Annotated in this window: 31 protein-coding genes; 19 read left to right on the top strand and 12 right to left on the bottom strand. The window is 72.4% G+C overall.

Annotated elements, in window-relative coordinates; genetic code table 11:
* The first annotated feature begins 237 nt into the window (after positions 1–237).
* The 3 genes from ACLJN9_RS03535 to ACLJN9_RS03525 all read left to right on the top strand — a co-directional run bounded on the left by ACLJN9_RS03535 (position 238) and on the right by ACLJN9_RS03525 (position 2,879).
* Positions 238–795: a hypothetical protein gene (locus ACLJN9_RS03535; RefSeq protein WP_410809503.1), complete on the top strand. Its 558-nt coding sequence runs from the start codon at positions 238–240 to the stop codon at positions 793–795.
* Positions 796–1,153: 358 nt separating this feature from the next.
* Positions 1,154–2,125: a pirin family protein gene (locus tag ACLJN9_RS03530; protein WP_410809502.1), complete on the top strand. Its 972-nt coding sequence runs from the start codon at positions 1,154–1,156 to the stop codon at positions 2,123–2,125.
* Between the two features lie 94 nt (positions 2,126–2,219).
* The gene (locus ACLJN9_RS03525) at positions 2,220–2,879 is read left to right on the top strand and encodes a hypothetical protein (protein ID WP_410809542.1); all 660 of its coding nucleotides are present in this window, start codon (positions 2,220–2,222) and stop codon (positions 2,877–2,879) included.
* A gap of 249 nt (positions 2,880–3,128) precedes the next feature.
* Here ACLJN9_RS03525 and ACLJN9_RS03520 read toward each other — a convergent pair whose 3' ends face one another.
* Positions 3,129–3,797: a DUF1345 domain-containing protein gene (locus ACLJN9_RS03520; protein ID WP_410809501.1), complete on the bottom strand. Its 669-nt coding sequence runs from the start codon at positions 3,795–3,797 to the stop codon at positions 3,129–3,131.
* 36 nt (positions 3,798–3,833) lie between these two features.
* The gene (locus tag ACLJN9_RS03515; RefSeq protein WP_410809499.1) at positions 3,834–4,106 is read right to left on the bottom strand and encodes a DUF2795 domain-containing protein; all 273 of its coding nucleotides are present in this window, start codon (positions 4,104–4,106) and stop codon (positions 3,834–3,836) included.
* A 161-nt stretch (positions 4,107–4,267) separates the two neighbouring features.
* Between ACLJN9_RS03515 and ACLJN9_RS03510 the strand changes: the two genes are divergently transcribed.
* The 5 genes from ACLJN9_RS03510 (at position 4,268) to ACLJN9_RS03490 (ending at position 7,694) form a co-directional block, all read left to right on the top strand.
* On the top strand, positions 4,268–4,678 hold the full coding sequence (locus tag ACLJN9_RS03510) for a DUF2267 domain-containing protein (RefSeq protein ID WP_410809498.1): 411 nt from the start codon (positions 4,268–4,270) through the stop codon (positions 4,676–4,678).
* A 219-nt stretch (positions 4,679–4,897) separates the two neighbouring features.
* Entirely contained in the window at positions 4,898–5,920 is a 1,023-nt protein-coding gene (locus ACLJN9_RS03505) for a TerC/Alx family metal homeostasis membrane protein (protein ID WP_410809497.1), read from the top strand.
* Positions 5,921–5,996: 76 nt separating this feature from the next.
* Positions 5,997–6,596: a sulfite oxidase-like oxidoreductase gene (locus ACLJN9_RS03500; protein ID WP_410809495.1), complete on the top strand. Its 600-nt coding sequence runs from the start codon at positions 5,997–5,999 to the stop codon at positions 6,594–6,596.
* A 7-nt stretch (positions 6,597–6,603) separates the two neighbouring features.
* Complete coding sequence (locus ACLJN9_RS03495; protein WP_410809541.1) at positions 6,604–7,368, top strand: ferredoxin reductase; 765 nt, start codon at positions 6,604–6,606, stop codon at positions 7,366–7,368.
* 32 nt (positions 7,369–7,400) lie between these two features.
* Positions 7,401–7,694: a DUF6510 family protein gene (locus ACLJN9_RS03490; protein ID WP_410809494.1), complete on the top strand. Its 294-nt coding sequence runs from the start codon at positions 7,401–7,403 to the stop codon at positions 7,692–7,694.
* A gap of 19 nt (positions 7,695–7,713) precedes the next feature.
* Here the strand turns inward: ACLJN9_RS03490 and ACLJN9_RS03485 are convergent, their stop codons facing one another.
* Entirely contained in the window at positions 7,714–8,088 is a 375-nt protein-coding gene (locus ACLJN9_RS03485) for a barstar family protein (protein WP_410809540.1), read from the bottom strand.
* A 46-nt stretch (positions 8,089–8,134) separates the two neighbouring features.
* The gene (locus ACLJN9_RS03480; RefSeq protein ID WP_410809493.1) at positions 8,135–8,278 is read right to left on the bottom strand and encodes a hypothetical protein; all 144 of its coding nucleotides are present in this window, start codon (positions 8,276–8,278) and stop codon (positions 8,135–8,137) included.
* A 184-nt stretch (positions 8,279–8,462) separates the two neighbouring features.
* Between ACLJN9_RS03480 and ACLJN9_RS03475 the strand changes: the two genes are divergently transcribed.
* Positions 8,463–8,990, top strand: coding sequence for a GNAT family N-acetyltransferase (locus ACLJN9_RS03475; protein WP_410809492.1), 528 nt, complete (start codon positions 8,463–8,465; stop codon positions 8,988–8,990).
* A 137-nt stretch (positions 8,991–9,127) separates the two neighbouring features.
* Here the strand turns inward: ACLJN9_RS03475 and ACLJN9_RS03470 are convergent, their stop codons facing one another.
* Complete coding sequence (locus ACLJN9_RS03470; RefSeq protein WP_410809491.1) at positions 9,128–10,576, bottom strand: M20/M25/M40 family metallo-hydrolase; 1,449 nt, start codon at positions 10,574–10,576, stop codon at positions 9,128–9,130.
* Positions 10,577–10,694: 118 nt separating this feature from the next.
* Here ACLJN9_RS03470 and ACLJN9_RS03465 point away from each other — a divergent pair, with 118 nt between their 5' ends.
* Both ACLJN9_RS03465 and ACLJN9_RS03460 read left to right on the top strand, forming a co-directional pair.
* Positions 10,695–12,851: a glycogen debranching N-terminal domain-containing protein gene (locus ACLJN9_RS03465; protein ID WP_410809490.1), complete on the top strand. Its 2,157-nt coding sequence runs from the start codon at positions 10,695–10,697 to the stop codon at positions 12,849–12,851.
* A gap of 66 nt (positions 12,852–12,917) precedes the next feature.
* The gene (locus ACLJN9_RS03460) at positions 12,918–14,219 is read left to right on the top strand and encodes an NAD(P)/FAD-dependent oxidoreductase (RefSeq protein WP_410809489.1); all 1,302 of its coding nucleotides are present in this window, start codon (positions 12,918–12,920) and stop codon (positions 14,217–14,219) included.
* Between the two features lie 27 nt (positions 14,220–14,246).
* On the opposite strand, the gene ACLJN9_RS03455 is transcribed toward ACLJN9_RS03460, so the two are convergent.
* From ACLJN9_RS03455 to ACLJN9_RS03445, 3 genes are all read right to left on the bottom strand, one after another.
* The gene (locus ACLJN9_RS03455; RefSeq protein WP_410809488.1) at positions 14,247–15,341 is read right to left on the bottom strand and encodes an AI-2E family transporter; all 1,095 of its coding nucleotides are present in this window, start codon (positions 15,339–15,341) and stop codon (positions 14,247–14,249) included.
* Positions 15,342–15,430: 89 nt separating this feature from the next.
* Positions 15,431–16,216, bottom strand: a complete 786-nt coding sequence (locus tag ACLJN9_RS03450) for a spermidine synthase (protein ID WP_410809487.1) — start codon at positions 16,214–16,216, stop codon at positions 15,431–15,433.
* A gap of 120 nt (positions 16,217–16,336) precedes the next feature.
* Positions 16,337–17,308 carry a DUF2267 domain-containing protein gene (locus tag ACLJN9_RS03445; RefSeq protein ID WP_410809486.1) on the bottom strand — a complete coding sequence of 324 codons (972 nt, stop codon included), beginning with the start codon at positions 17,306–17,308 and terminating at the stop codon, positions 16,337–16,339.
* 199 nt (positions 17,309–17,507) lie between these two features.
* Here ACLJN9_RS03445 and ACLJN9_RS03440 point away from each other — a divergent pair, with 199 nt between their 5' ends.
* The gene (locus ACLJN9_RS03440; RefSeq protein WP_410809485.1) at positions 17,508–17,822 is read left to right on the top strand and encodes a hypothetical protein; all 315 of its coding nucleotides are present in this window, start codon (positions 17,508–17,510) and stop codon (positions 17,820–17,822) included.
* A 75-nt stretch (positions 17,823–17,897) separates the two neighbouring features.
* Here the strand turns inward: ACLJN9_RS03440 and ACLJN9_RS03435 are convergent, their stop codons facing one another.
* Positions 17,898–18,233, bottom strand: coding sequence for an STAS domain-containing protein (locus ACLJN9_RS03435; protein WP_410809484.1), 336 nt, complete (start codon positions 18,231–18,233; stop codon positions 17,898–17,900).
* 210 nt (positions 18,234–18,443) lie between these two features.
* Between ACLJN9_RS03435 and ACLJN9_RS03430 the strand changes: the two genes are divergently transcribed.
* The 5 genes from ACLJN9_RS03430 (at position 18,444) to ACLJN9_RS03410 (ending at position 22,884) form a co-directional block, all read left to right on the top strand.
* The gene (locus ACLJN9_RS03430) at positions 18,444–20,210 is read left to right on the top strand and encodes a SpoIIE family protein phosphatase (RefSeq protein ID WP_410809483.1); all 1,767 of its coding nucleotides are present in this window, start codon (positions 18,444–18,446) and stop codon (positions 20,208–20,210) included.
* The gene (locus ACLJN9_RS03425; protein WP_410809482.1) at positions 20,207–21,247 is read left to right on the top strand and encodes a B12-binding domain-containing protein; all 1,041 of its coding nucleotides are present in this window, start codon (positions 20,207–20,209) and stop codon (positions 21,245–21,247) included. The genes ACLJN9_RS03430 and ACLJN9_RS03425 overlap by 4 nt, the downstream gene beginning before the upstream one ends.
* Before the next feature lie 117 nt (positions 21,248–21,364).
* On the top strand, positions 21,365–21,712 hold the full coding sequence (locus ACLJN9_RS03420; protein ID WP_410809481.1) for an STAS domain-containing protein: 348 nt from the start codon (positions 21,365–21,367) through the stop codon (positions 21,710–21,712).
* 68 nt (positions 21,713–21,780) lie between these two features.
* Positions 21,781–22,227: a response regulator gene (locus ACLJN9_RS03415; RefSeq protein WP_410809480.1), complete on the top strand. Its 447-nt coding sequence runs from the start codon at positions 21,781–21,783 to the stop codon at positions 22,225–22,227.
* Positions 22,228–22,341: 114 nt separating this feature from the next.
* Complete coding sequence (locus tag ACLJN9_RS03410; RefSeq protein WP_410809479.1) at positions 22,342–22,884, top strand: ATPase; 543 nt, start codon at positions 22,342–22,344, stop codon at positions 22,882–22,884.
* A 4-nt stretch (positions 22,885–22,888) separates the two neighbouring features.
* On the opposite strand, the gene ACLJN9_RS03405 is transcribed toward ACLJN9_RS03410, so the two are convergent.
* The 3 genes from ACLJN9_RS03405 to ACLJN9_RS03395 form a co-directional block, all read right to left on the bottom strand.
* Positions 22,889–23,746, bottom strand: coding sequence for a hypothetical protein (locus ACLJN9_RS03405; RefSeq protein ID WP_410809478.1), 858 nt, complete (start codon positions 23,744–23,746; stop codon positions 22,889–22,891).
* A gap of 299 nt (positions 23,747–24,045) precedes the next feature.
* Positions 24,046–24,471: an OsmC family protein gene (locus ACLJN9_RS03400; RefSeq protein ID WP_410809477.1), complete on the bottom strand. Its 426-nt coding sequence runs from the start codon at positions 24,469–24,471 to the stop codon at positions 24,046–24,048.
* Positions 24,472–24,539: 68 nt separating this feature from the next.
* A complete protein-coding gene (locus tag ACLJN9_RS03395; RefSeq protein ID WP_410809476.1) occupies positions 24,540–25,481 on the bottom strand; it encodes a serine/threonine-protein kinase in 942 nt (313 codons plus the stop codon).
* A 201-nt stretch (positions 25,482–25,682) separates the two neighbouring features.
* Between ACLJN9_RS03395 and ACLJN9_RS03390 the strand changes: the two genes are divergently transcribed.
* Both ACLJN9_RS03390 and ACLJN9_RS03385 read left to right on the top strand, forming a co-directional pair.
* Positions 25,683–25,913, top strand: coding sequence for a hypothetical protein (locus ACLJN9_RS03390; RefSeq protein WP_410809475.1), 231 nt, complete (start codon positions 25,683–25,685; stop codon positions 25,911–25,913).
* A gap of 113 nt (positions 25,914–26,026) precedes the next feature.
* Positions 26,027–26,773 (top strand): response regulator transcription factor, encoded by a 747-nt coding sequence (locus ACLJN9_RS03385; RefSeq protein ID WP_410809474.1) that lies wholly within the window; start codon positions 26,027–26,029, stop codon positions 26,771–26,773.
* Positions 26,774–26,776: the final 3 nt, after the last annotated feature.

The raw sequence follows: 26,776 nt of genomic DNA, 5'->3' as shown, positions 1-26,776 counted from the left end.
CCGGAGGTTGCCGGTCCCGGCGCTGAGCCGCCGGAGGTTGCCGGTCCCGGCGCTGAGCCGCCGGAGGTTGCCGGTCCCGGCGCTGAGCCGCCGGAGGTTGCCGGTCCCGGCGCTGAGCCGCCGGAGGCGTCGACCCCCCCGAAGACTTTTCTGATGCGCCCGGACGAGGTGCTCGCACCCGGCTCGCCGTTCCCCCGTCGGCGGTTGGGTGTCCTTACCCCCGAAGGAGCTTCCCCCATGAACACGATCATGCGTAAGAGTGTGCTGTCTGTTGCTGGTCTCGCGTTCGCCGGTGGTGTCTTCGCCGGTCCGGTCGCCGCCCACGCCGCCACCCCCGTCGACGGCAAGCCCGTCGCGGTCGCGGTCCAGGCCCCCAAGCCGCAGGGTGAGCAGTCCCGGATCACCCTGAACGGTGAGCAGACCGGTAACGCCAAGGCGATCATCGCCGCCACGAAGAAGGCCGGCCTGCCCGAGCGGGCCGCGGTCATCTCGATCGCCACCAGCCTGCAGGAGTCGAAGCTGGACAACCTGGGCCACCTCGGTGACGCCAACGACCACGACTCGCTGGGCCTGTTCCAGCAGCGCCCGTCCAGTGGTTGGGGCACCCCGGAGCAGATCACCGACCCCGCCTACTCCACCACCGCGTTCCTCAAGGGCCTGCGGCAGGTCGACGGGTGGCAGGACATGGCGTTGACCGACGCCGCGCAGACCGTGCAGGTCTCGGCGTACCCGGACGCGTACGCCCAGTGGGAGCAGCAGGCCACCGACCTCGTGCACCAGCAGTGGAACAGCTGACCCCCCCGCACCACCGCGTGACGCTGGCCGGCACCCGTTATGGGTGCCGGCCAGTGGTCAATCTTGGACAGTTTCCGTTATCCGCTGACGGTAACTGTCCAAGATTCGGTGGCGACGGACGGGTGCGGAGCGATCGGCGCGAGCGCTGGGCCGGGGCCGCCGCCAGTGCGCGCTGAAGCGCCGGTTGGCGGATCGGGTCCACCCGGACGTGGTCGCAGGAGGCAGCCTGACGGGTGGCACCGGTCGGCCGGGGACCGGTCGACATACCCGCCGCGATGCTGACGCGAGCCTCGAAACCGAAGGCGGATGCGCGGCAACTGCAGGTGGGAGGGCTCGCGGGCGAGCGTACAGTCGGGCGGTGGAGCGTACCGAATCAATGCCGGCGGAGACCCGACCGCCCGGCGTGGCCGACGTCGATCCCGGCAGTGTGCTGCTGCCCGGCCACGACGTGCCACTGGGCCGATACACGACCGTGCGGCGGCTGCTACCGCAGCGCCCTCGCCGGATGGTCGGTGCCTGGTGCTTCGTGGACCACTTCGGCCCGGACGACGTGGCGCAGCGACCCGGCATGGAGGTGCCGCCGCACCCGCACACCGGCTTGCAGACGGTGACCTGGCTGCTGGACGGCGAGATCCTGCATCGCGACAGCCTCGGCAACATTCAGCCGATCCGGCCCGGCCAGCTGAACGTGATGACCTCCGGGCACGGGATTTCCCACTCCGAGCGGTCACCGGCCGACCATCCGCCGGTGATGCACGGCGTACAGCTCTGGGTGGCGTTGCCGGACCCGGCGCGGGCCGGCGCGGCGGACTTCGCCCACCACGCGGACCTGCCCCGGTGGCACGACGGCGAGCTGGCCTTCACCCTGCTGGTCGGCGAGTTCGCCGGGAGGCGGTCTCCGGCGGTGGTGCACACGCCGCTGGTCGGTGTGCAGTTGGAGCTGAGCGGTCCGGAGCCGACGACCCTGCCGCTGCGACCGGATTTCGAGTACGCCCTGCTGGCGATGAACGGCTCCGCTGAGGCCAGCGGCGTCGGCTTCGAACCGGGTGCGTTGCTCTACCTGGGCGCGGGTCGCCGCGAGGTGACCGTGCGGGGCGCGGCTGGGGCCCGGTTGCTGCTGCTGGGCGGTACGCCGTTCGACGAGCCGTTGGTGATGTGGTGGAACTTCGTCGGCCGTTCGCACGAGGAGGTGGCGGCGGCCCGGGAGGACTGGATGGCCGGGCGCCGCTTCGGCGTGGTGGCCGATGATCCGGCGCCCCCGCTGCCGGCGCCCGCCCTGCCCACCACCCGGCTGAAGGCCCGCGACCGCACCGGCGGCCTGCACGGCTGACGTCCTGCGGCGCCGGCGCGGCCAGGGGCACCGGCTGAGTCGGGCGGGCGTGTGACCGACGGCGGCGCGGGTAGTCGCCGGCATGCCGACCAGTTTGATCACTCCGATGGAGGACCGGAAGCGCCTGGCCCGTCGGCTCGCCGGCAGCGGACGGGGCTTCGCGGAGCAGTACGGGTTCCGGGTCACGAACAACCCGGCGAGCCTGTTCCAGGTGCTCTACCTCGCGGTGCTGCTGGCACGTCGAGGTGACTTCCGCCGCGCGGTGGACGGTGCGGGGGCGTTGCGCGACGCGGGGTGGGACAGCGCCGCCCGGCTGGCCCGGTCCCTGCACGAGGATCGGGTTCGGGTGCTGCGCGACAGTGGCCAGCGCGGCGACGTGGAGGCGCTGGCCGACGTGCTCGGCGACCTTTCTCGCACGGTCGTCGAGTGGTACCGGGGTGATCTGCGGCGGTTGCGCGCGGTGGCGAAGCACGAGCCGGCCAGGGAGCGGGCGCTGCTCGCCGAACTGCCGGGGGTGGACGGACAGGTGGTCGACCTGTTCCTGCGCGAGGCGCAGGCGCTGTGGCGGGAGGTGGCCCCGGTGGCCGACCGGCGGGCGTTGGCGGCGGCGCGCCGGCTCGGGCTGGGCCGGTCCGCGGAGGATCTGGCCGGATTGGCCGGCGGTGGGGAGTCGGAGCGGCTGGCCTGGCTGGTGGGGGCGTTGGCGCGGGTGGACCTGGAGCACCGGTACGCGGAGTTGACGGGCAGACCCTGACGTGCGCTGGCCCACAGTTCGCCAAATTCTAACCGTACGGGGGATGTTCTGTCGTATGGTTGTACCCGGCAGTGCTGGCCGCTCGGTTCGAGCGGGCTCCACCGCCTGGTGATCGCACCCGGTTCGGGGGTGATTCACCGCCTGGGCAGGTTTGCGTGGCGCCCTCGGTCGCGGTTCGTGACTCCGGGGCGCCCGCCTGTCCCGGCGACCAGCCCGCCGCCCGTGTCGCTTCCGGGTCAGGTCGGGCGCTCAGCGGGCCAGACCGGCCAGCAGGTTCACCGTCACGGCGATGATGAACGCGCCGAACAGGTACGACACCATCGAGTGCCGCAGCGCCGTACGACGCATCTCGTTGCTGGTCAGGTTGGTGTCGGAGACCTGGAACGTCGTGCCGATGGTGAACGCCACGTACGCGAAGTCGGAGTAGCACGGCGGCTCGGGCTGGTTGAAGTTGATCCCGCCGTCCGGGCCGGTGTAGTAGATCCTGGCGTACCGGGCGGCGAACACGGTGTGCACCACCAGCCACGAGAGCAGCACGCTGACCACGCCCAGCCCACCATCCAGTTCACGGCGCGGCCCGGGCGGTGCGGCGTGTGCGCTGGCCAGCACGAGCCCGACCGCCAGCAGGCTGGCCAGGCAGGCGACCAGCAGCACCACGTCCCGGACGGCACGGTTGGGGTCCTGGTAGACGGCGACCCGGGCGGTCCGGATGGCGTCCAGCGGCCAGAGCTTGCGCCAGACCAGCCCCAGCCAACTCAGCGCGGCCGCGTCCCACCCGACCAGCGGAGCGAGCGAGGGCGACAGCAGCGCGGCGAAGACGCTGCCGACGACGACACCGACCACCGCCACCAGGACGATCTGGAAGGCGGCCGGGGTGTGCCCGTGCGGCGGTCGGGACAGCGGGCCGGTCCTGGTCATTCGCGCCGTGTCGGAGTCGGGGCCGCCACCGCCGGGTCAGATGCCGCGTAGGTGCTGCGAGACCCGGTTGTGTCTGGTGTCGCGGGCCTGCGCGGCCCGCTGGGCGGGGCCGACCTCGGGGGCCGCCTCGATGCCGGCGGACCGGGCCACCTCGGTGCCGTTGGCGTAGTCGACCGGCGGCAGGGCGCGCAGCGCCTTCAGCACGTCCGGCGGGGCGCCCTCCCGTTCGGCCTCGCGGACCACGTCTGCCTTCTCGGCCGGGTAGTCCAGGCTCGACAGGTACTGCAGGACCTCGGTGTAGCTCGCCATGGCAGGAGCTCCCTCGGGGCATCGATGCGGTCACGACCGGCGGCGGTTACCCGTACTCCGCCTGGTCACGCCCGCCGGGGCGCAGGAATCGCCGCCGTTTCCACCCCGCGCCCGCGGGTACCCGCAGGCGCCGAGGAGAGCACAGCCCGAGGGAGTACGCGATGAACTACGACACCTTCGTCGACCAGGTTTGCCAGCGGACCGGTGCCTCGTCCGAGCGGTCCGTCGAGCTGACCCGGGCCGTGTTGGAGACGCTCGCCGAGCGGTTGACCGGTGGCGAGGTGTTGGACCTGGCCGTGCAACTGCCCCAGCCGTTGCAGCTGGTGCTCAAACCGAGCCCGAGCATCGAGCAGGCGGAACGGATGGGGGCGGCGGAGTTCGTGGCCCGGGTCGCGCTGCGCGCCGGTGTGGACGAGCCGGCCGCGCGGGACGCTGTGCGGGCGGTCTTCACGACGCTGCGGGAGGCGATCACCGGAGGCGAGTTCGACGACGTGGCGACCCAGCTGCCGCGCGACTACCGGGGCCTGGTGGAGCAGTCGATGGCGCCGGGCGCGACGCTGCGTCGTGGTTGACGACGGCACTCGGTGCTGGGCCCGCACAGCGGTTGACCAGGGCAACCATCGATGTCCCGCTTGGCGCTCCGGCTGAGCCTGGCCTAACCTTGTCGTGCGAGGGGAGTACTTCCCACGAACCATTCCGGTCAGTACGGCGCGCCCGGCGCGCCTCGGGTGGTTGCCCACGTTGGTGGGTGAAGGAGACCTCGAACATGACACGGTGTTCGAGGAGGGCCCATGACCGAAGTGTCGTACCTGTCTGCCGCCGGTGACCTGTCGACGGTGGGGACGCCCACGCTGTGGGCGTTGACCATCGTCGGCGTGCTGCTGCTGTTGGTGTTGGACTTCCTGGTGACCCGCCGCCCGCACGAGGTGTCCATGCGGGAGGCGATCGGCTGGTCGGCGTTCTACATCGCCCTGCCGTTGGCGTTCGGTGGCTGGCTCTGGGCCCGCTACGGCTCCGAGTTGGGCGTGCAGTACCTCACCGGCTACCTGGTGGAGAAGTCGCTCTCCGTCGACAACCTCTTCGTCTTCATGTTGCTGCTGGCCGCGTTCGCGGTGCCGGCCGTGCTCGCCCAGCGGGTGCTGCTCTACGGCATCGCCGGCGCGCTGGTGCTGCGGGCGGTCTTCATCGCCCTCGGCGCGGCCGCGTTGCAGACCCTCGACTTCGCCTTCCTGCTCTTCGCGATCATCCTCATCGCCACCGCGGTGAAGCTGCTGCGGGACGCCCTCTCCGGGCATCAGCAGGAAGTCGACATCAACAAGATGCGCTCGGTGAAGGTGCTGCGCAGGTTCATGCCCGTGGTCGACGAGTACCACGGCACCCGGATGACCGTCCGGCAGGGTGCCAGGCGGGCGCTCACCCCGTTCGCCCTGGTGGTGGTCGCGGTGCTGGCCACCGACGTGGTCTTCGCCGTCGACTCGGTGCCGGCGGTCTACGGGATCACCGAGGACCCGTACCTCGTCTTCGCCACCAACGCGTTCGCCCTGCTCGGTCTGCGAGCGCTCTACTTCGTCCTGCACGCGGCGCTGAGCCGACTGGTGCACCTCAGCTACGGACTGGCCATCATTCTGGCGTTCATCGGTCTCAAGCTGGGTCTGCACTGGGCGCACGGCATCTGGGCCAGCGTGCCGCAGATCCCCACTCTGGCTTCCCTCGGCGTCATCATCGGGGTGCTGGTGGTGGTCACGCTGACCAGCCTGCGCGCCACCCGGGGCGACCAGCCCGGGGAGCGCGAGGTGGTCGCGGAGCGGCACTGACCACGCCGGGCCGGGGCGACGAGGGGGTACGCGGGAAAGCTCCCGCCTCAACCCGCGCGGGTGGTACGACTGTGCAATGGGAATCGTGTCACCGGGCTTTCAGGGTCGGCCCCGATCACAGGAGCCGGCCCTGCCGCCCGGGCAGTACCTGACCGAGGACTTCCCGGTGCTCTCGGCCGGCCCGACGCCCCGCGTGTCACTGGACACCTGGGAGTTCGTTCTCGCCGCCGAGAACGGCACCGAGCGCCGGTGGTCGTGGCAGGAGCTGATGGCACTGCCGCAGGAGACACCGACGGTGGACATCCACTGCGTCACCCGCTGGTCCAAGCTCGGCACCACCTGGCAGGGCGTCTCGCTGGACGTCCTGCTCGACGGTGTGGACACCGGCGCGCACTTCGCGCTCGCGCACTCCTACGGCGGGTACAGCACGAATCTGCCACTGGACGATCTGCGCGGCGGCCGGGCCTGGGTGGCGCACACCTTCGACGGCGCGCCTCTGCCCGCCGAGCACGGTGGGCCGGCGCGGCTGCTGGTGCCGCACCTGTATTTCTGGAAGTCCGCCAAGTGGGTGCGCGGCATCAAGCTCAAGACGATGGACGAGCCGGGGTTCTGGGAAACGGCCGGGTACCACGACTACGGCGATCCGTGGCGCGAACAGCGGTACCAGGGTGACTGAGCGCGCGGTGGCGACCGGAACCCCGGCACGCGCCCCGATCCGCTGGCAGGTGGGCCGGCTCGTGGACCGCCGGGTCGAGACACCGAGCGCGCACACCCTGGTGCTGGAGGTTCCGGACTGGCCGGGGCACCTGCCCGGGCAGCACGTCGACGTGCGGCTGACCGCGCCGGACGGCTACCAGGCGGCCCGGTCGTACTCGATCGCCGGGCCGGTCGTCGACGGCCCCGGCGGCCCGCGCATCGAGGTGACCGTGCAGCGGGTACCCGACGGCGAGGTGTCGCCGTACCTGATCGACGTCTACGGCGCGGGCGACCCGGTGGAGGTGCGCGGGCCGCTGGGCGGCTGGTTCATCTGGCGACCGGACGACACCGCGCCGGTGCAGCTGCTCGCCGGCGGCTCCGGCATCGTGCCGCTGATGGCGATGATCCGCTCCCGCCGGGCCGCCGGCAGCAGGGTGCCGTTCCGGCTGCTCTACTCCGTGCGGACCCCGGGCGACATCATCTACGCCGACGAGCTGCGCCGCCGGGGCCGCGACGACTTCGGGCTGGACGTGGCGTACGTCTACACCCGCGCGGCGCCCGACGGGTGGCGCGGCGAGCCGCACCGGGTCGGCCTCGCCGACGTGAACACCCACGGCTGGCCGCCGGACCTGGAACCCCTTACCTACGTCTGCGGCCCGACCGGGTTCGTGGAGGCCGTGGCCGACGTGCTGGTGGGACTGGGCCACCCGTCGCGGCGGGTCAAGACCGAACGCTTCGGCCCGACCGGCTGACCGTCCCGCCCCCGCAAGGTCGAGGAGATCTGATGACCGAGATGTCGTACCTGGACGGCAACATGCTCGACGGCCCGCTGCGCGAGGTGTTCGCCGTCGACCTGAGCACCGCGACGGGTCGCTGCGAGAACTGCGGGATGACCGGCTCGATGGCCAGTCTGCACGTCTTCTCGCACGGCCCGGGTCTGGTCGCGCGCTGCCCGTCCTGCGAGGGCGTGATGCTGCGGTTGGTCCGGGGACCGGACCGGGCGTGGCTGGACCTGCGCGGCACCACCTTCCTCCAGGTGCCGATGCCGATGGAGCAGACGTTCTCCGGCCCACTCTGACGAGGCCGACCTCCAGCGGTCAGCGAACCCGGTCGATCTCCTGCCGCAGCAGCGTCGCCTCGCTGTCCTGGTCGCAGAGCAGCAGCACCCGGAACGGGGGCTGGCCGAACGGGTTCACCCGGTGCCGGACGGCTTCGGTCAGGACCTCGAACAGCGTGTGCCGCTCCCCGGCGCTGCTCGACAGCAACGCGGACGGGTTCTCGACGACGATCAGGTACCCGTCCGCCGGTAGCCAGCTCAGATCGCGCAGACAGTCGGACAACGCGTTCCAGTTCCAGCCGAAGTAGCCGGGAAAGAGCAGCGCGTCGGAGAACTCGTAGAAGGTGTGGCCTGCATCCGTCATCCTCGTACCGTCGAGCCGGGCGACAACGAACCGGCCGCTTGCCGGCAGCATCGCCACCAGCTTCACCTGGTCATCTCGCGAGCAGACCACGAGTCGATCATTGCGACCCTGCCACCAGTTGTCTGTCATCCAGCCCACCCGATTCGACGAGGCCCTTCTCCACGCCTCTCCAGACGCGGAGCAGATCGTAGGTCAGCGCGAGATCATCCGCCCAGGCCGAATCGTGGTCGCGCTCGAACACGCGGCGCGTCGTGGCCGGTCGTGGCCGGTCGTGGCCCGTCGTGGCCGCGAGCTTCCATGATCGCCCTCGATCGAGGAAGTAGTGGCATCGCGCGCCGCCGGACGCCACTCGATCAGCGATCGAGCACGATCACGGCGCGGCGCCGTTGGACAACGCCCGGGTAGCTCGGCGAGAGTGGTCCGCCGTGAGATACCTGCGCGCCGGCGGTCCCGCTGCGATCCGGCGACCCCGACCCTCCGACTCCGACGAGTTCGTAGCCGCCGCTCGGCGCCGCCGGGAGTTGCACCGTCCGTGGCTGGTCGCCCCGGACGGTCCCGAGGAGTACGGCCGCTACCTGAGCCGGATCCGCCGCCGGGACAGCTCCGGCTACCTGATCTGCGACCGGGCCAGCGGGGCGATAGCCGGCTACGTGAACATCAGCGGGATCGTGTTGGGCGCGCTGCACGGCGGATACCTGGGGTATGCGGTGTTCGAGCCGTACAGCGGCACCGGGCACGCCTCGGCGGGCGTCGCCCTGGTCATCGACCATGCGTTCGGCGCAGTCGGGTTGCACCGGCTGGAGGCGAACATCCAGCCGGGCAACGAGCCGTCCCGGCGGCTGGCCCAGAAGTTGGGCTTCCGGTTGGAGGGCTTCTCCCCGGACTACCTGTTCATCGACGGCGCGTGGCGGGACCACGAGCGGTGGGCGATCACCGCGCCGGCGGCGACCTGACCGGCCGCGCCCCGCGGCCCGGCGCGGCCCGGCGCGGCCCGGCGCGGCCCGGCGCGGCCCGGCGCGGCCCGGCGCGGCCCGGCGCGGCCCGGCGCGGCCCGGCGCGGCCCGGCGCCGCCAGTGGCCCGGCGGAGCCGTCAGCTGCCCGGGCGGGGGAACGCCACCGGGCTACGCAGACCGTCTCGGCCCACCGCGCGGATGCCGAAGAAGACGTTGTCCTTGGACAGGTCGATGCTCACCTCGGTGACGTCGCCGACCGGGATAACCCGCTGCCACTCGGCGGCCGTGGTCTCCCGCCACAGCACCTCGTAGCCGGCCAGGTCCGGCTCGTCGCCGCGCTGCCAGCGCAGGGTCGTGTTGTTGGTCAGGTCGGTGGTCACGATGATCGCGCTCTTGGGCGTGCCGGGTGCCTGGGCCAGCGACCAGAGTGCCGCGCCGTTGACCCGGGCCACCCGGGCGATGTACGGGAAGTCGCAGAATTCAGGAAGGTCACCGAACTGCTGCCCGTCCTGCACCCGGACGTCCTGGTGCTGGTGGGCGAAGTCCTCGTTCGGCTCGGTAAACCGCGCCGCCGGCCAGCCCTCCCGCAGGAACGAGATGTGGTCGCTGCCGCGCAGGTAGCGGTCCCGTCGGTAGATCACCCGTACGCGCATGCCGGTTGCGTCGTTCTCGGCGACGTCCCGGACGAAACGGGCGAGCTGCCGCGAGGGCGAGTCGTTCTCGCCGCCGACGGACTGCCGGGTGGTCGCCTCCGCCGGTGTCTCCGCGGTCGGCACCCCCTCGGCGAAGAGTCGCACCGCGTACGGGTCGCGGGTGCCGTCGTCGGCGGTGCTGCTGCCCACGATGTCGTCACTGAACATGCCCTGCACATCCGCACCGGCCGCCTTGAGCTGCTGGGCCAGATAGGTCGAGCCGTACAGCCCCTGCTCCTCGGCGGCGACGGCGGCGAAGACGACGGTGGCGTCGGTGGGTCGGGTGGCCATCAGCCGGGCCAGTTCCAGCACCACGGCCACCCCGGAGGCGTCGTCGTCGGCGCCGGGCGCGTCGCTGACGGCGTCCAGCACGTCGGTGGCCCGGGAGTCGTAGTGGCCGGTCACCACGTAGGTGCGGTTCGGCGAGGTCTGGCCGCGCAGGGTCGCCACCACATTGGTGATCCGGGTCGCGGTGGGGATCCGCGACGCGGGCTGCTGGACGTACGACTGGAGTTCGACGGTCATCCGGCCGCCGGAGGTGGCCGCGTGCTCCTGGAGGCGGGCGAAGATCCAGTCCCGGGCGGCGCCGATGCCCCGCTGCGGGTCGTCCTGGCTGGAGAGGGTGTGTCGGGTGCCGAACGCGGCCAGTCGGCGCACGGTCGCCTCGATCCGCCGGGGGTCGACCTGGCGCAGCAGCGCGCGTAGCTCGCGGTCGGGCCGTTGCGGTCGGGCAGAGCGGCCGGGGCCGGCGGGCGGGGTGTCAGCGGCGGCCGGCGCGGCGAGCGCGGGCATCGCCACGGTGGCGGCCGTCGCCGCGGTCGCGGCAGCCGAGGCGGACAGGAAGGTGCGGCGGGTGGACCTCGTGGGTCGGTGGCCGGTGTCGTCAGATCCCATTCCGGCATCCTGCCCATCGATTGCGGTGTCTGTCCATATCGCCGGGCGTGGATGTTCTGTAGCTTTCACCCGGACCGGGTGATGACGAGCGGTATCTGCCGTTCCTACGGTGGGTGGCATGGCCGCCGTGCGCGCGACTCCCGCGAACCCCATGCCCGGAATCGTCGGCGCGACGTCATCGGAGAGCGGTGATCAACGATCCATGCCGCCGGAGTTGGGGCCCGACTCGCTCGCCGTCCTCAGTGGGCCCACCTTCATGTACTCCGATTCGCGGGGCGACGTGCCGCCGGGCGGCATCGGCGGTCTCGTGCACCTGGACACCAGGCTGATCAGTGGCTGGAAGTTGACCATCAATGGCGGCAAGCTGCTGGTGTTGCGGGCCGAGACCATCGAGCACTATTCCGCGCAGTACGTGCTCACCAATCCCGAGCTGCCCGGCCTGCCTCTGAACAGCCTGGGCATCCGGCGACTTCGGTACGTCGGTGACGGTTTCCACGAGCGTCTGGAGCTGGTGTCGTTCGGGTCCGAAGAGGTCCGTGTGGAGGTGCGGCTGGCCGTCGACGTCGACTTCGCCGACCTGTTCGAGGTCAAGTCCGTGGTCCGGGACCGGTCCAGGGAGATCACCCGCAACCATGCCGCCGACGGGAGCGAGCTGTGCTTCTCCTACCGGCACGAGGACTTCTTCGCCCAGACCCGGGTCTGCTGCCGTACTCCGGCGGACCGGATCGAGGGCGACGAGCTGGTCTGGGAGTTGGACCTGCACCCGCGCGAAGGGTGGAAGGTGGACCTGCACGTGCCGCTGCCGCCCGGAATGGGGGTGGTTGAGCCGGTTCGAGGGGACATCGCCGACGTCATCCACGGACGTGTCGACGACCCGCTGCGCCGGTGGACCGAGGATCGCGCGGTGCTGCGCAGCGACAACCAGCCGCTGGAGCGTACCTTCTTCCAGTCCCGTATCGACATCTCCGCGCTACGGCTCGACCTGGAGGTGAAGGGTCAGCGGATCATGCTGCCCGGGGCGGGGCTGCCCTGGTTCCTCACCGTTTTCGGCCGGGACACCCTGATCACCGCATACCAGACGCTGGTTGCCGGGCCGGCGCTGGCGAAGGGGGCGCTGCTCGGCCTTGCCAAGCTGCAGGGCGACCAGGTCGACGACTTCACCGACGAGGAGCCCGGCAAGATCCTGCACGAGGTGCGCGCCGGCGAGCTGACCCGGACCGGAGTCAAGCCGTACGGCCCGTACTACGGCACCGCCGACGCGACCCAGCTCTGGCTGATCCTGCTCTCCGAGTACTGGCGGTGGACCCACGACGACGAGACCGTCCGCCATCTCCGCGACAACGCCCTGGCGGCGCTGAACTGGATCGACGAGTACGGCGACCGGGACGGCGACGGCTACGTCGAGTACGCCACCCGCTCCCCGGAGGGGCTGGGCAACCAGTGCTGGCGGGACTCCCCGGACGGCGTCTGCTTCGCCGACGGCCGGATCCCCGTGCTCCCGCTGGCCACCTGCGACCTGCAGGGCTACACCTACGACGCCAAGCTGCGGATGGCCGAGTTGTTCGACGGGCCGTTGGACAACCCGGTCCTGGCGCAACGGCTGCGCGACGAGGCCGGCACCCTGCGCGAGCGGTTCAACCGGGACTTCTGGATCGAGGAGCGGGGCGGCTACTACGCGGTCGCCCTGGACGGCGACAAGAACCAGGTCGACTCCAAGACCTCCAACATGGGTCACCTGCTGTGGAGCGGCATCGTCCCGCCGGAGCGAGCCGACGCGGTGGTGCGCCAACTCATGTCACCGGACATGTTCTCCGGTTGGGGCATCCGCACGCTGTCCCGGGAGGAACGGCCCTACAACGCCCTCGGCTACCACCTCGGCACGGTCTGGCCGCACGACAACTCCATCGCGGTGCTCGGTCTGGCGCGCTACGGCTACCGGGCCGAGGCCAACCGGGTCAGCCTTGCGATGTTCGAGGCGGCCGAGCAGTTCGGTCACCGGCTGCCGGAGGCACTCAGCGGGTACGCGCGGGAACGGCTGATTTTCGCCGTGCCGTACCCGACCGCGTGCAGCCCGCAGGCGTGGGCGGCCGGCACGCCGCTGGCCCTGATCCGCGCCATGCTCGGCATCAACCCGGTCGACGGGCGGCTGGTCCTCGACCCGGACATCCCGGAGGAGCTGGGTCGGATCACCGCCGAGCGGGTGCGGGCGTTCGGCCACGAGTGGGAACTGGAGGCGGTGCGCACCACCGGGCACGTCCGGCTGCAGGCAAGCTGAGACCTGCGCTCCCGATGTGCCGCTTGTTCGACGTTTGTCCCGCGCTTCGGCGGGAAACGGGCCGCAATGACGAAACCTCGTGTGGTGATCGTGGGGGCCGGGTTTGCCGGTTACCACGCGGCGAAGGCGTTGAGCCGGATCGCCCGGGACCGGGCCGAGATCGTGGTGCTGAACTCCACCGACTACTTCCTGTATCTGCCGCTGCTGCCCGAGGTGGCGGCCGGGGTGGTCGAGCCGAAACGGATCGCGGTGCCGTTGACCGGGACGCTGAAGGGCGTACGGGTGGTGATCGGCGAGGCGGACCACGTCGACCTGCAGAACCGCTGGGTCGGTTTCACCCAGCCGGAGGGGGACAAGAACCGGCTGGCGTACGACCGGCTGGTGCTCGCCGTGGGCAGCGTCAACAAGTTGCTGCCGATCCCGGGGGTGACCGAGTACGCGCACGGCTTCCGCGGCCTGCCCGAGGCGGTCTACCTGCACGACCACGTGATCCGTCAGATCGAGCTGGCCGAGCAGGCCGAGGACCCGGCCGAGCAGCGGGCCCGGTCCACGTTCGTGGTGGTCGGCGCGGGCTACACCGGCACCGAGGTCGCGGCCCACGGGCAGTTGTTCACCGACCGACTGCACGCCCAGCGGCCCCGGCTCACCGTCCGCCCCCGCTGGATGCTGCTCGACGTCGCCCCCCGGGTGCTGCCGGAGATGAGCAAGCGGATGTCGGACACCTCGCACAAGGTGCTCAACCGGCGCGGTGTGGACGTCCGGATGGGCACGTCGGTGGCCGAGGCGACCTGCGACGGGGTGAAGCTCACCGACGGCGACTACGTGCCGACCTGCACGCTCGTGTGGTGTGTGGGGGTGCGCCCCGACCCGTTCGTCAACGAGTTGGGCCTGCGCACCGACCGGGGCCGGCTGGTCGTCGACGAGTTCCTCACCGTCCCCGGCTACCCGGAGGTGTACGCCTGCGGCGATGCCGCCGCGGTGCCCGACCTGGTCAATCCGGGACAGATCTGTGGGATGACGGCCCAGCACGCGCAGCGGCAGGGCAAGCGCGCGGCGCACAACATCGCCGCGTCGTACGGCTTCGGCCGGCGCAAGCCGTACAAGCACCACGACCTGGGCTGGGTCGTCGACCTGGGTGGCAGGGACGCGGCGGCGAACCCGTTGCAGGTCAACCTCGGCGGGCTGCCCGCCAAGGCGGTCACCCGGGCCTACCACCTGATGGCGATGCCGGGAAACCGCACGCGGGTCAGTGCCGACTGGGCGCTGGACGCCGCGCTGACCCGGTCGGCGGTCCAGCTGGGGCTGGTTCCGGCGAACGCCGTTCCGCTGGAGAGCACCACACCCGAGGTGGCGGCCCGGTCCCGCTGAGCGAGCCCCGCGCTGTTCCGGCCGGTTTCAGCCCTGCTGGGCGGGACCGGCCGGTCGCTGGTGGACCGGCGGGGTCGGCGGGGTGGCGCGCAGGCGGCTCGGGCCGTACTCGCGCAGCAGGGTCTGGACGATGCCGGCGGCGGGAATGGCCAGCAGAGCGCCCAGCAGGCCGGCCAGCTCCGCCGCGAGCAGCACGCTGACCAGCACGGTCAGCGGGTTGAGCCGGACGGCGCGGGACAGGATGAGCGGCTGCAGCAGATGGTTCTCCACCTGCTGGTAGACCACGAAGAAGACGAGCACTACCACGCCCGCGGTGGGGGAGTGCACGAAGCCGGCCCCGGCCGCGATCACCGCGCCGAGCGTCGCGCCGACCAGCGGAACCAGGTCGGCCACCGCCACGAGCAGGGCGATCACGGCCGCGAACGGCACCCCCGTGACGGTCAGCACCACGAAGGTCAACAGTCCGCAGATCACGCTGATCAGCAGGTTGCCGGTCAGGTAGCCGGTGACGCTGCGCGAGACCTCGCGGCCCACCCGACGCAGCCTCTCGGCCTGCCCGTCCCCGGCCGCCGCGAGCACGCCGCGGGTGATCCGCGGCGCCTCCAACACCATGAGGTACGCCAGCACGATGACCGTGACCAGCCCGGCGATCGTCTCCACGACACCCCGCAGCACGCCGACCGCGGGTTGTCGCAGCCGGTCGCCGAAGTCCCGCAGCTGGTCGGCGTGCTCGGAGACGTACCGCCGGGCATTGGTGCGTTCCAGCAGTTGCCCCACCGGGCCGCGACCGGCGCGCGCGTCGCGCAGCAGCTCCGGCGCCCGGTCGGCGAACCGCCCCAGCTCGCCGATCAGCGGCACCAGGATGACGGCGATCAGGATCGCCAGCGCCACGAACGCGGCGAGGAAGACGAGCAGCGTGGCCAGCGCCCGTCGACGCACGACGCGGCGTTGCAGCCGGTCCACCAGCGGCTTGAGCGCGACGGCGAAGAAGGCGGCCACCACGGCCCAGACCAGCACGCGGCGGGTGGCGTACACGAACGCCAACGCGAACACGGTCGCCAGCACCAGACCGATCACGGTCAGGGTGCGGCGGGCGGTCAACCGGGTGTCGGCGTCGCTCACCCGCCGCGCCTTCCCCGCGCCCACCTCCGGAAACCCGGGTCCCGCGCTCATCACCTCCGGCGGGCCGCCCGTCCTCGACGATCAGGCGGTCATCGCGGGTCGGCGTCGCTGTCCGGGTGCGCGCCGGCGACGAAGGCGTCGAGTGCGGCGGCGTGCAGCAGGCCGCCGGGCACCGGGTCGCGCAGGGCGGCCACCGCCAGCCGCCCGACGGGCAGCCCACCGGGCCGGGGCGTCGCGGCGAGCACGAGGTTGCCGTATCGCCGGCCGCGCAGCATCCGCCGGTCGCCGAGCACGCACACGTCGCCGAACACCGCCCGCAGTGTCGCCACCTGCACCCGGGTGCCGACCAGCGGCGGCAGGTCCGTGACGTTGACCAGGTACAGACCGTCCGGGCGCAGAATCCGGGCCACCTCGGCGACGAACTCCACGGTCCGCACGTGCCGGGGCATCCGGGCCGCCCGGTAGATGTCGGCGATCACCAGGTCGTACCGGCCGGCCGGGCTGGCGGCCACCGCGTCCCGTGCGTCGGCCACCTCCACCTGCACCTCGGGCGGCAACGGCGGCAGCTCCCGGGCCACCAGCTCGACCACCGCCGGGTCCCGTTCGACGACGCGCTGCGTGGAGCCGGGCCGGGTGGCGGCCAGCCAGCGGGGCAGCGTCAGCGCGCCGCCGCCCAGGTGCAACACACCCAGCGGGGCGTCTGCCGGTGCCGCCAGCCGCACCGCCGAGGCGATCCGCCGCACGTACTCGAATTGCAGGTGTCGGGGATCCTCGACGTCCACGTACGACTGCTCGACGCCGCCGGACAGCAGCATCCGTCCGGTCCGGCGGACCGGATCGACGGCCAGCTCCAGCCGCTCGGCGGCGCGGTTCATGACCGGCACGCTAGCCGAGCCGCCGGCCGGCGCCGATCGTGGCCCGTCCGGGCACGGCCGACGGGCCGGCGGAGCGCGGGAGACCCGCGTCCGCCGGCCCGCGTGGGCGGGTGCATCCGGTCAGCCGTTGGCCATCCCGGCGCCGACCTCGTCGATCGCGTCGTCGATCCGGTGCGCGAGATCCACGTCCAGCGCGGTCACCCCGTTGGCCTGGCCGGTCCGCACGCTCACCACGGCGGCCGTGTCCCCGGGGCGTCCGATGCTCGGGCCGCGCCCGGTCTCCTGGCTCAGCCGGTCGAGCCGGGCGAGCACCCGGTCCAGGTTGTCCGGCGGCAGTGCCACCACCCGGTGCAGGGCGTCAGCGTCGCCGGCCCAGTACGGCAGGTCGTCCAGGGCCGCCCGCAACTGGTCCGGGTCCAGGGTGGGCGTCGTGGTGGATGCGCCGACGATGCCGCCGCCGGCAGCCGGCGGGTTCAGCAACTCGCGCAATCCGTCGGGGACGTGCAGCGACTCGACCAGGTCGCCGTCGTGGTCGGCGAGCGCCGCGAGGGTTGCCTCCGCCTGGTAGCGGGCCTGCTCCGGCGTACGGCCGCTGATCCGCCCCACCTCGGCGAGGAAGCCGGGCAGGTCGCGGTGTCGCTCGATGCCGTCGACGGGCAGAACGTCGTGCAGCGAGTTCGGCACCGCGGTGAGCAGCCGCTGCCGCTCCGCCGAGTCCAGGGCGAACGCCAGGACCAGAACGGTCGCCTCGGCACCCACCTTGGCCGTCTTGAAGTCCACTCCGGCCCGGCGCCCGACCTCGTCGACGAGATCGTGGTAGCCCAGGCTGCTCATCCCGGCCACGCCGGGGGACGGGTACGGCCAGGGATTGTCGGCTGTTCCGACAGCCGGCGGTGCCGGCCCGCCACGAGTGCTGTCCGGCTTGTGTCGTCCGGCCGGCGCCGGCCCGTTCCGCCTGCCCTGGTCGAGGCTCGTGAGCTGCTTGGAGGCGCTCAGGCTGGCGCCGAACTCGCTGGGCTGACGGCCCTGTTCGCGGGCCTGTCGGGCGAGCGCCCGGCGCCGCTGGTTGTCGCCCTCCATCTGCTTGCGCATGGGAACACCCCTTCCGCTGGGGATCGTGCGTGCGCCCGTCGCCTTCCCGTCGTCCCGGTGGCCGAAACGGACGCCGCCGGGCCGCTCGGCCGGACCCCGGTGGGCTTCATCCGGCGAGGGTGAGGGGCGCTCACCCGTGCGGCCGGCAGGATCGGGTCAGGACCGTAGTTCTTCCGAGGTACGCGGAAGGAAGGTCGTCATGAAACGGATCGTCGAGATCGTCCCCGCCAGACCCGGCTGGTACGCCCGCTGGCAGCTCACGCCCGATGCCACCCGGTGCTACGCGGTGAGCCTGTGGGCGCTGCTGGAGGAGCCCGACGGGACCGGCCGCGAGGTGGTCGGCATGGACTGCATCGGCCAGTGGCCGGGCGCGGACGACAACGAGGTGGGTGGGGACTTCGTCCGCTATCTGTACCAGACGCCCGATTCAGGGACGCCCGAGGACATCGACACCGCGCCCACCGGCGAGCTGCGGAACAGCGGACCCCGGCTGCAGCCGATGACCGCACCCTAGACATTCCTCCGGCCCCCGACCCCAGGTCCCAGGGTCGGGGGCCACCCCGGCCCCGAGGTGGCCGCGCAACGTGGATCAGCCGGTGGCACGCACGTCGTCGGCGGGCTCCGCTGTCAGCACCTCGGTCAGCCCGGTGCGGTCCAGCATCTGCTGGAGCTGGCGGTTGACTCCGCTCAGCCGCATCGACCCCGCGACGCGGTGCAGGACCAGCAGCGCGCTGAGCCCCGAGGAGTCGCAGAGGCTCACGCCGGCCAGGTCGACCACCACCTGCTGGTGGCCGTCGCCGTGCAGCTCGCCGGCGGCCGCGACCAGCTCGGGGGCGGTGTCGTAGTCGAGGTCGCCGCTCAGGCGCAGCCGGACGCGACCGGCGTCGAGCCGGGTCATCTCGATGGTCAACAGCTGGGGCGGCATCGGTCCATGTTCCCAGTCCGCTGACCGAACGCAAACCCGGGGTCGCGGAAGACGCGCCGGAAGATCGTCGACGACGGCGTCCGCCGGACCCGAAGCCCGCCGTGAGGTGCCATGACCGGCGTACCGGCGTAGGGTGGTCCGACGAGTTCTGACCACAAACGCCGGTTCTGGCGCGGGTCCGGGTGGACGACAAGGAGTGAGGCTCAGCTGGTGACTGCTGCCGACGTCAGGGACTGGGACCCGGGCGACGGACGGATCTCCACGCCGAGTACCGCACGGGCTGCGGCGTGGTCCGCCGCCGAGGTGTCCCCGTCCACCGCCGCCCTGCCGCCGTTGGCTCCCGACGGCCTGGCCGCGTCCGACTACTGGCCCGAGGTCGTCGAGTACTTCCGCGAGGGCCTGGTGGTCTGCGACGCCGACGGCGTGGTGCGCCACGTCAGCCCGGTGGCCGCGCGGCTGCTGCCCGAGGTGGTGCCCGGGGTGCTGCTGAGCGCGACCGGCGTACCGGGACTGAGCGATGGCAGGCCGGGAGGCTTCAGGTGTCGGGGGCGCCGGCTCACCGCCCGCCAGGTGTCGCTCTCCGGCGGCCGCTGCGGCTGGTATGTCGAGGACGTCACCGAGAGGGTCAGCCGCGCCGACGCGTTGCTCGCCGAGCGGGCCCGCTCGGACTTCCTGGCCGCGGTGGGCGACAAGCTGGGCAACCCGCTGCACCCCAACCGGGCCGCCGCCGCGGCGGTGCGGCTGGCCGTGCCGACCCTGGCCGAGGTGGCCGTGCTGGTGCTCGCACCGCGGCTGGGACGTGCCCGCTGGTGGCGGGCGACCCGGGAGGACGACGCGGCGCCGCTGGTGGACAGTGGCGTCCTGGGCAGCGGCGACCTGCCGGCGGCTATCGCCGACGGGCTGACCGGGGCCGAGCCGCACGCCGTGGACTGGCTGGTGGAGCAGGCGGTCGACGCCGGCTGGCTGCCCAGCCTGACCGGTGCCGAGAGCGCGGCCCGGGTCGTCGCGCTGCCCGGCCGCGACGCCCCGGTCGGAGTCCTGCTGGTCGCCCGTCGTGCCACCCGGTGGTACGACGAGGACGACGTGGAGCTGATCCGTGGCTTCGCGGCCCGGGCCGGCGCGGCGCTGACCACCGCGCTGCTCTACTGGGAACAGGCGGAGGTGGTCGACACCCTCCAGGCCAGCCTGCTGCCGGTGGAACCGGCCGAGACGCCGGGTGTGCAGTGGGGCACCGCGTACCGACCCGCGCAGGCGGGGCTGCGGATCGGTGGAGACTTCTACGGTTCGCACACGCTCCCCGACGGTGGTTCGGTGTTCTTCCTCGGTGACGTGTCGGGCAAGGGCGTCGAGGCGGCCGTCTTCACCGGCCAGCTACGGCAGTGCCTGCAGGCGCTGCACCGGGTCGAGTCGCGTCCCGGCCCGCTGCTGCGGCTGCTCAACGACTCGCTGCTGGAGACGACCCTCGCGCACGGCCAGGGTCGGTTCGCCACCATGGTGCTCGGTGTGGCCCGCCCGCACCGCGATGGCGGTCTCACCCTCACCATGGCCGGCGGCGGGCACCTGCCACCGTTGGTCCTGCGCACCAACGGTGAGGTGGAGGTGGTGCCGCTGCGCGGCATGCTGATCGGCGTGGTGCCCGACCCACGCGTGGGCGAGGTGACCGTCCGGCTGGCGCCGGGCGAGACGTGCCTGCTGTACAGCGACGGGGTGACCGAGGCCCGCGGCGGTCGCCGCGGCGACGAGCAGTTCGGGCCGGACCGGCTGTTCGCCGCGGTGACCGGGTGTGCGCGCATGCCGGCGCCCGCGCTGGCCGAGCGTGTCGAGCAGGTCACCTGCGACTGGCTCGCACACGGCGACCACGACGACATCGCGGTGCTGGCGCTGCGCGCGGTCGGGCCGGGCGGACGACTGCCGCGGCACCTGCACGCGGTTCCCGCATCGGAGGGCACCGACCAACGGAGGGACTTCCCAGCGTGACCGCCCCGGCCACCGCGACCGACCCGGTCGACGCCTACCCCAGCTATCTGGGCTGCCTCGCCGACGCCGACGAGTACGCCGCGATCGACGTGGCGCTCGGCCTGCTCGACGCGGGCGTGCCGGCCGAGCGGGTGCTGCTCGACCTGGTCGCGCCGGCTCAGGCCGAGGTGGGCGAGCGGTGGGCGCGCAACGAGTGGAGCGTGGCGCAGGAGCACGCGGCCACCCACATCAGTGAGCAGGTGGTGGCGGCGGTGTCCCTGCACGCCAACCCGCGTCCGACCGGAGGACGTGTCGTGGTGGCCTGCATGGACGGCGAGTGGCACGCGTTGCCGCCCCGACTGGTCGCCGAGGTGCTGCGGCTGCGCGGCTGGCAGGTGACCTTCCTGGGCGCCAGCGTGCCGGCGGCGCACCTGGTGTCGTACCTGCACCGGCACGACGCGCACGCGGTCGCGCTGGCCTGCGCGCTGCCGATGCGGCTGCCGCACGCGCACCGGATGATCGAGGCCTGTCGCCGCTCGGACGTACCGGTGGTGGTCGGCGGGCGCGGGTTCGGCGTGGACGGCCGCTGGGCCCGTCGGCTCGGGGTGGCCTGGGCGCCGGACGCGCCGACGGCTGCGGGGCTGGTCGCCGACGAGCGGGCGCTGCGTCGGGTCCCGCCTGCGCAGTTGTCCCACCTGGCCGACGACGAGTACGCCAGCCTGGCCCGACGTCGGGGTGAGCTGATCGACAGCGCGTTGGCCGATCTGCGGGAGCGTGTGCCGGCCGTACGGGCCTATACGGCCGCCCAACTGGACTCGACCGTGAGCGACCTGAGCCACGTCGTGGATTTCCTGGCCGCCGCGCTCTTCGTCGACGACGCCTCGCTGTTCACGGAATTCGTGCAGTGGTTGACGGGGGTCCTGGCCAGTCGGCGGGTACCCGCTGCCGTGGTGGACCTTCCTCTGGCGCACTACGCCGCCGCGCTCCGTGACTTCCCCCGAGCGGTGCGCACGCTGACCCTGGGTCGGGCCGCGCTGACCGCCGCCGCGGGCCGCTGACCGTCCACCGGGCGGCTCTCCCGCGCGATCAACGCGCCGTTCGGTCGGTGGCGTGGTGCTGCTTATACTTGCCGCACTGCAAACGTCCCACCCATCGGTGGAGCGAGGGGGAGCACGGTGACGTTCAGCGTCAGGCCGGCCGGGCGCGACGACGGTGTCGCCTGCCTGCGACTCGCCGGTGAACTGGACCTCGGCACCGCCCCCGAGTTGGCCGCCGCGATCGACCGGCTCGCCGAGGCGGGTGAGCGTCACGTGCTGCTCGACCTCACCGACCTCACGTTCTGCGACTCCACGGGGATGTCGGTGTTCGTCCGGGGGGACAATCGCGCGTCGGCCGACGGGGGCTGGTTACGGCTCACCGGCGCTGTCGGCCGGGTCGAGCGGGTGTTGCGGGTCACCGGTCTGGCAGACGTGTTGCGCTACCAACCGGGCACGGCCGACCCGGCGCCCCAGAGCGCCTCCTGATGGGCTAGATTTCCCCGCCAACGCGGTGATCGTCAGGTCCCGTCTTCGTCAATCTGAGGCAGGTAGTGATGGGCGCAGAGAGCCCGCAGCCAGTACGCATCCTGGTGGTCGACGACGACCCGGGTGACGTGCTGATGATTGAGGAAGCATTGGCGGACTCGGACGTCGAGAAGGTCATCGACGTGGTCAGCGACGGCGAGGAGGCGATGGAGTTCCTCCGCGCCGAGGGCCGGCACCTGGAGGCCCGACGGCCCGACGTCATCCTGCTGGACCTGAACATGCCACGGATGGACGGGCGACAGGTGCTCAGCGAGGTGAAGCAGGACGAGGATCTGCGGACCATTCCGATTGTGGTCCTGACCACCTCCAACGCGGACACCGACATCGTGGGCAGCTACACGCTGCAGGCCAACGCGTACGTGACCAAGCCGATCGATCTGGACGACTTCAACGACGTGGTACGCCGGATCGACGAGTTCTTCGGCCGGGTGGTCGTCCTGCCCAAGCGCTCCTGACCCTCCCGGGCGCTGCCCGCATGCTGAACATTTTTCCCGAACGCCCTCGGTCGGTCCCGTCGCGGCCGAGGATCCAGGTGGGGAAGTAACAGCAGCTGCCTGGGGGGCGACAGTATGAGGTTCTCCGTCGTTGAGATCGGCTATGACCAGCGGCAGGTCGATTCGTGCCTGGACGAGCTGGGGGTCCGGTTGGCCCGGCTCGCGTCACGGGCGGAGGGCACCGCCGGGGCCGGCCGGGAGTGGGACGAGATCCGCGAGGAGGCGACCTGGCTCAGCGGGCTGCTCCAGCGGTTGGACCTGGGCGGCGCCGGGATCACCCGGCGGGCCGTGGACCCGGTGCGCCGGGAGGCCTCGGAGATCCTGGCCGAGGCCCGGTGCGAGCTGGACGCGGCCCGCGAGGAGGCTCGGCGGGTGCGGGAGCGGGCGTACGCCGACGCCCTGCAGGCCCGACGCGACTTCGAGGCGGCGCTGTGCGCCCGCCGGCGACGTGAGGCGCGGGTGGACGAGATCCTCAGCGATGTGACGGTCGAGCCGGTTGCCGCCGACACCCCGACCGCGGCGGCCGGTACGGGCGTCCCAGCGACCCGGGTGGCCGCCGGTGGCCCGGAGACGGGGGCGGAGCCGCCGACCGGGTGGGACGGAGCGCGGAGCCGCTGACGGCTCAGGCGGTGAGTGCCGCCGCGACGGTGGTCGCCCGCTCCTCGTGCTGGGCGTACGCGTCGGGGAAGGCGGAGATCTGGACGGCCTGGGCGGCGGCGGTGACGCTCATGTCCTGCCAGCCCGGGATCTCGTTGAGCGCGGTGTAGAACGCCTGCGCGGCGTACGAGGGGCGCATCAGGTCGGCCACGGTGCCCCAGCCGCTGCTGGGTCGCTGCTGGAACAGCCCGACCGAGTCGTGGTCGGAGCCGCTGCCCTGGTTCGGGTACTGCGCCGACTCCGGCAGCACGTCGCTGGCCAGGTTGTAGAGGTTGCTCTCCTGCATGGCGGTGGCCAGCGCCACCACCAGTGCGCGGCGGGGCATCTTCAGGTCCAGGCCGACGTCGACGATGATCTTGGCGTTGTCCATCTGCGCCTGGTCCAGCCCGGCGACCGGCACAGGGCGGCGTGGCTTGACCGGCTTCCTGGGCGCCTTGCGCACGGCCGTGGGCGTGGGCTTCGCCGTCGGGCTGGGGCTGGCGGTGGGGCTGGGGCTGACCCGCGGGGGAGCGACCTCGCGGTCCAGGGACCGGGAGGCGCGTTCGTCGACGATGGAGCGGTCGGCCACGGCCTCGGCCAGCGGCTCCGCGGAGGGGGTGCTGTCCTCGCTGCCCCGGGCGGTGGCGACCGCCGCCAGACCGAGGCAGCAGGTGATGCCGGTGGCCACGGCCACCCGCATCGATGTCGAGCCCAGGAGGGCACGGCGGGGCGGTTCGGAGGCCCGGTGACGGCCGATCGTCCGTTCGGTTGATGCGGCGTCGCCCGATCCGGTGGTCGGGGACGTGTCGGTCAGCTTCTGCTCGGCGGGGGCGTCGGGATGCACCCGCCGAGGCTAGATAGCTCGTGGCCCGTTGCGACAGGCCCGATCAGTGGCATGCGCCACAATTTGCCCGGATCTTGATCGCCATAAGGGAAAAAAGACCTGTAAGAACCCTCAACCTCGCTGATCGGGCCAGACGGTTATTCCCGATTCGACGGGAGCAGGCGGTCACACCGCCAGCCCACCGGCACGGTGCTGGCCGCCCGCCACCCATCCACCGTACGGCGGGCACCCGCTCGGCCGAACGGTGGAGGACCCGGCGCGCCCGTTCGGTGGACGGGCGGGCCGGGGCAGTGATCCGATCAGTGCCGGCCGTTCTCCGCTGGAGTCACGGTGAGCCGGTGCCGGCTGTTGTCACCGCTGGAGAACGGCCAGAGCCGGTCGGCGTGCTCGACCAGGTCGGCCAGTTGTTGCCGACTCAGGCCGGCGGACGAGATGGAGGCGTGCACGTCGGCCCGGTACCGGCCGTCGTCGTCGCGCTTCAACTTCGCCTCGGCCCGCACCTGGACGGTGTGCGCCTCATTGGTTATCTCTCCCGCCGCCTCCACCGCCGCGTGGTGCAGGCAGGACGCGAAGGCGGCGGCCAGCAACTGCTCCGGCCGCAACCCGGTGCAGTGCGCTGCCAGTGGCGAGGCCAGCGCGGTGGAGAGACCGCCGTCCTCGGTGCGTACGTGACCACCCTCGGCGGTCGCGGTGGCCTGATGAAGCCAGGAACTCGGGTCCGGCATCGCGTTCCTCCCGTCGCTCACCCGCGGCTACCCGGCCGTCGCCCGGCGAAACGCCGCAGGCGTCGCGGTCAGCGCCGGTCGGAGGAGCCCGGGATCACCGCCACCGCCTCGGTGACCTCCGTGGCGGCCTGGGCGGTCCACGGCGACGTCGGCGCCGCCTCACGTGCCGTGGGCAGGCCCATCGGCACGTACACCCGGGCGTCCACGGCCTCGGCCAGCACCAGCGCGGCGACCAGGCTGGTCGGGCGCTCCGCCGGATCCTCGGCCAGGCAGGACCGGCACAGCTCGGCCACCTCCGGCGGAAGACCCTCGATCTCGGGCAGCGGGGCCGGTGGCAGATGGCGGCGCGTCACCAGCAGCTCGGCGGTGCTGGCCGCCCGGTACGGTAGGCGGCCGGCGAGGCTGTAGTAGAGCAGGACGCCGAGGGCGTACATGTCGGCCGCCGCGGTGGCCTGCGCCCCGTCCAGTTGCTCCGGCGCCAGGTACGCCGGAGTGCCCAGCAGCAGCCCGTCCTGCGCCGGCTCCGGTGCGCCCTCCAGGGTGGCGATGCCGAAGTCGAGCACCTTCACGCCGGCGGGAGTGAGCATGACGTTGGCCGGCTTGACGTCGCGGTGCACGATGCCCTCCGCGTGCGCGGCGGCGAGCGCCGCACTGACCTCCGCGCAGACCCGCACCGAGATCCGCCAGTCCAGTGGACCGGCCCGCAGGTGCGCGGCGAGGGTCTCCCCCTCGGCCAGCTCCATGACGATGTAGGGCATCCGGCGGCCGGGCAGGGTCGAGGAGGTGCCGAAGTCGTGCACGCTGGCCACGTTCGGGTGCACCAGGCGGGCCGCCGAGCGCGCCTCCGCGCGGGTCCGTTCCACCGGGCCGGACTGACCCTCCCGGCCGGGCGAGATCAGCTTCACGGCGACCGGCCGGTCCAGCACCTGGTCATGGGCCCGCCACACCTCGGACATCCCACCGACGCCGATGCGCTCTTCGAGCTGGTACCGCCCGTCCAGCGTGCGCATCGACTGCTCCTCGTTCCCGTCCCACCACCGGCGGGTGCCTCGGGAGACCCGGTACCCGAGGGCCGAGCTGGGCAAACCGGTTGGGGCACCGTGCCCCGTCGCGCCCGCTCACGCTGCGGTGCGACGATGGGGTGCGGTAGCTTGCGAGCCAGGGCCGGTGTCACCGAAAGTGCCGGCATGGTCACCCGAGGGGGCGCCGCAATGAGCGAGGTCACCGTGCGCTTCGTCGGTGGGCCGGCCAACGGCCTGGTCCGGCGGTTGCCGGCCGGCCCGGACGGCGCGCCGCCACCACGCTGGATCATGCGGCACCCGGATGGCACCGGGCCGGTGCAGGCCGGCCCCGACCACCTCTACGAACGGGACCAGCCGGACGGCGCGGGCGGCTGGAGCATGCGGTTCGTGCGTACCGACCCGCTCGGGGTGTCCGAGTGACCCTCGGTCGGGACTGAGCGGTGGTGCCGCCAGTCCACCGTCGAGCCGGCCGCACAGCTGGCACACAGCCGACGCAGAGGCATGGCACAGACGTCGCGGCCACGATGGGGAGCATGGTCAACGACGGGCAGATCGCGCCGGGCCGGATCGAGTTGCGCCGCCCCGACGGCGAACCGGTCCGGGTGCTGGTGGTCGACGACGAGCCGACGCTCACCGATCTGCTGTCGATGGCGTTGCGCTACGAGGGCTGGCGGGTGCGCAGCGCCGGCAGTGGCATGGCGGCCCTGAGCACCGCGCGGCAGTTCCAGCCGGACGCGGTGGTGCTCGACGTGATGCTGCCCGACCTGGACGGCTTCCAGGTGCTGCGGCGGCTGCGTGAGCAGGCACCCACCGTGCCGGTGCTCTTCCTGACGGCCCGCGACGCGGTCGAGGAACGCATCGCCGGCCTGACCGTCGGCGGCGACGACTACGTCACCAAGCCGTTCAGCCTCGAGGAGGTGATCGCCCGGCTGCGCGCGCTGCTGCGCCGCTCCGGCTTCGCGATCGCCGCCCGGGAGGAGGCCGTGCTCACCGTCGGTGACCTCAGCCTGGACGAGGACAGCCACGAGGTACGCCGCGACGGCCAGCTGATCACGCTCACCGCCACCGAGTTCGAGCTGCTGCGCTTCCTGATGCGCAATCCACGTCGGGTGCTCAGCAAGGCGCAGATCCTCGACCGGGTGTGGAACTACGACTTCGGCGGCCAGGCCAACGTGGTCGAGCTGTACATCTCGTACCTGCGCAAGAAGATCGACGCCGGCCGGTCGCCGATGATCCACACGTTGCGTGGCGCGGGCTATGTCCTCAAGCCCGCCGAGTGACCC

It is taken from the genome of Micromonospora sp. 067-2 (assembly GCF_046549295.1).
Classification (GTDB): domain Bacteria; phylum Actinomycetota; class Actinomycetes; order Mycobacteriales; family Micromonosporaceae; genus Micromonospora.
The sequence above is the reverse complement of the archived record's forward strand: the minus strand, read 5'-3'. Positions and strand labels throughout refer to the sequence as shown.